The following is a 3,068-nucleotide window of genomic DNA, read 5'->3' on the forward strand; positions in this document are numbered from 1 at the left end:
TAGATGAACGAGGCGTTCGGAGAGCGCAACCAACACGTCGTTTCGGGATCCGGCACCTGCGCGAACGCTGAGGTTCAGCAGAAGGTGTCAGCTTCTGGGGCTCCGATCATCCTGCGCGTCGGCGTTGCCCTCAGTGTTTTGGGTGGGCGGGCAGCAGTCGGGGTCGTTCGTGTGGTGGCGTCGCCGGTTGCGTATCACAGCGATGGTGCTCGCCAGGGCCGCGAGGATCAGGAGCCCGACTCCGCCTGCTATCGCCCACGGGTTGTGCAGGAGGGCACCGATTCCTGTGATCGCGCCGCCCGCGGCAAGCAGCGGGCCCAGGGCGCAGCAGGCGACCACGAGGAAGGCCGCGCCCAGCGCCATGAGCAGACCACCCCCGGTTCGGTTGTCATCGTGAGGCGACATCGCCATCTTCGTCCGTGAGGTGGGCTGGTTCAGCAGCACGCGTCCGGCCCGCGGTAGCTGCCGTCTCCTGTGCCGCTGACTGGACGTGCAAGCGTTTCGGGGAGGAGGTTGCGGCCAAGCCCGAAGGCTTCGGCGACGGACAGTACCCGGCCTTCCGGGTGCTGTGCAAGCCAGCCGCCTGCGTCTTCCGGAGAGGTGAAGTAGTGGACCTGGTTGCAGAACGAGGAGCGGATCGACGGCAGATTCCCGGGGTCGACCAGGGAGACGACTGCGGTGATTGGTTCCACGCTGGTGACACCGGCGGTCGGATCGACCGTGACCCGGATCGTGTCGCCGCTGGCCGGGGAGACCGACTCGATCCGCGCGGGACGGCCGATAAGGGTGGGGAAGATCAGAGTGTCAAGGGCGCACCAGGTGTAGAGCTCCCCACCGGCGACGGTGAACCGGTGCCGGGTGGGGCGCAGGGTGAGGCCTTGGCCGATGATCCGGCCCTGGTCGTCGTACTCGGTGTCCGGCATCGCGGCCAGGCGGGCGCGGACCTCGTCGGCAGTGAGAGCGGCGGCGGCCGCGAGGTCGTCGATACTAACCGGGTCACCATCCGCAAGCAGCCGGAGCAACGGGACCAGCAGGGTTGTCTCGGCGGATCCGGCGAGACGGTCGATCAGGTCGGTAGCAAGGTTCGTCATCGTAATTGATCCAGTTCTGATGGGGTGCGTGCGTCGGTGCACTGTCAGGCGCAGCAGGACAGTTTCGAGACGTCGGTGGTGAACGCTTTCGCGACGATACGGATGCCCTCGGCCATGGTCAGATACGGGGCCCACGCGTCGGCGACCTCGGTGATGGTCTTGCCGAGGATGTAGACGCCGGCGGCGGCGAGCTCGCCCGCGTCCTGAGCGACCGCGGTGAGGCCGAGGATTTCACCAGTGTCGGCGTTGGCAACCATCTTGATGAACCCGCGGGTGTCCCGGTTCACCACCGCACGAGGCACATAGTGCAGAGGCAGGACCCGACAGTCGCAGCGGATCCCGGCCGCGATGACCTCTTTCTCGGTCATCCCGACCGCGCCGATCGCGGGACTGGTGAACGTCACCCGCGGCATCCGCGTGTAGTCGACCGCTGCGTCCGCTCCGTTGAAGGCGTTCTCGGCGACCAGCGTGCCGTGGCGTGCCGCGACGTAGACGAACTCGGGGTGCCCGGTGACATCCCCGGCTGCCCAGACCCGAGGGTTGGAGGTTCGCAGTTCGTCGGTGACGACGACCTGTCCGGCGTCGCCGGTCTTCACCCCGACGACGTCGAGGTTGAGTCCTGCCGTGACCGGGCGGCGTCCGAGCGCGACGAGGATCTCGTCCGCACGGAACTCCTGCTCACCGCCGGAGACCTCCGCCGTGACAACGACCTGACCGGTGGCGGTGTCTCGGACGACCCGGGGCGGAACAGCACGGCGGACCACCCGGATGCACTCGTCGGCGAAGACCTCCTGCAGAGCCTTGGAAACCTCGGGCTCCTCCTTCGACGCGAGCCGGGAACGCACCAGCATGGTCACCGTCGAACCCAGCCGGGCAAACAGCTGAGCCAACTCCAGCGCCACGGAGCCACCACCCAGCACCACCAACGAGTCGGGCACCTCGGTCAGCTCCATCGCCGACGTCGACGTCAGGTAGCCAACGTCGTCGAGCCCCTCGACGGGCGGGGCCCAGGGGGCGGAGCCCGTGGCGATCAGGTAATGCGCGGTCTCGATGGTCTCAACGGTGCCGTCGGCAGCGGTGACCTCCAACACGGGCGCATCCGGAGTGCCAGCGAAGGCTGCGTCGCCCTGCCGGACCGGCCAGCCGTACGCCTCGGCCACGTCGAAGTACTTCTCCCCCCGCATGGCCTCGGCCAGCTCCTGCTTGCCACGCACCAGACCGGGCATGTCCACCGGGCCCGCGGTAGCGGCAATCCCTGGGAATCGGGCGCCGGCGTCCGCCGCCACATGGCGGGCCTCACCGGCAGCGATCAGCGCCTTGGACGGCACACACCCGGTGTTCACGCACGTGCCACCGAACGTGCCGCGCTCCACCATCACCACCGACTTGCCCAGCATGGTGGCGCGGATCGCAGCGGCGAACGCCGCACCACCCGATCCGATCACGGCCAGATCAAACCTCGACTGCATTCCGATCCCTCCCGGACCTATCGCGAACATTCGCTGCTACAGTCATCATCAACCTTCCTGTGCGGTGGAAGGTCAAGTCCTCTGACGAAGGAGCGTCGATAATGCGGATCGGTGAACTCGCTGAGGCGGCCGAGACGACCGCAAAGACGCTGCGGTTCTACGAAGACCAGGGACTCCTACCCGCGACCGAGCGCACACCCAGCGGCTACCGCGACTACACGACTGCGGCGCTTGCCCGTATCAACTTCATCCACCGCGGTCAAGCAGCCGGACTCACCCTGGCCCAAATCCGGCAGATCCTCGACATCCGCGACCACGGCCAAGCCCCCTGCAACCATGTTCGCGACCTGCTCGACACACGCCTCGCTGACATCGACCAGCAACTCGCACAGCTCCACGACCTCCGCGACACCCTCGCCGCGCTACGCGACCAGGCAGACCACGTCGAGCCCGACACCTGCAGCACCGACCAGGTCTGCCGCTACCTATAGCAGCGCCCCGATCGAGA

Annotated in this window: 4 protein-coding genes; 1 reads left to right on the plus strand and 3 read right to left on the minus strand. The window is 67.4% G+C overall.

The window, feature by feature from the left end:
• Nucleotides 1-87: 87 nt before the first annotated feature.
• Genes QM517_RS18070 through merA form a run of 3 tightly spaced genes read right to left on the minus strand, consistent with a single transcriptional unit; the run spans nt 88 to nt 2,560 of the window.
• Nucleotides 88-444, minus strand: a complete 357-nt coding sequence (locus QM517_RS18070; protein WP_283289542.1) for a MerC domain-containing protein — start codon at nt 442-444, stop codon at nt 88-90.
• On the minus strand, nt 435-1,091 hold the full coding sequence (merB, locus tag QM517_RS18075; protein WP_283289544.1) for an organomercurial lyase MerB: 657 nt from the start codon (nt 1,089-1,091) through the stop codon (nt 435-437). The genes QM517_RS18070 and merB overlap by 10 nt, the downstream gene beginning before the upstream one ends.
• Before the next feature lie 44 nt (nt 1,092-1,135).
• Nucleotides 1,136-2,560, minus strand: coding sequence for a mercury(II) reductase (gene merA, locus QM517_RS18080; protein WP_128219030.1), 1,425 nt, complete (start codon nt 2,558-2,560; stop codon nt 1,136-1,138).
• 101 nt (nt 2,561-2,661) lie between these two features.
• On the opposite strand from merA, the gene QM517_RS18085 reads away from it, so the two are divergent.
• Nucleotides 2,662-3,051, plus strand: a complete 390-nt coding sequence (locus tag QM517_RS18085) for a heavy metal-responsive transcriptional regulator (RefSeq protein WP_108320786.1) — start codon at nt 2,662-2,664, stop codon at nt 3,049-3,051.
• Nucleotides 3,052-3,068 lie beyond the last annotated feature (17 nt).

The organism is Microbacterium sp. IEGM 1404 (genome assembly GCF_030056775.1).
Taxonomy (GTDB): Bacteria; Actinomycetota; Actinomycetes; order Actinomycetales; family Microbacteriaceae; genus Microbacterium.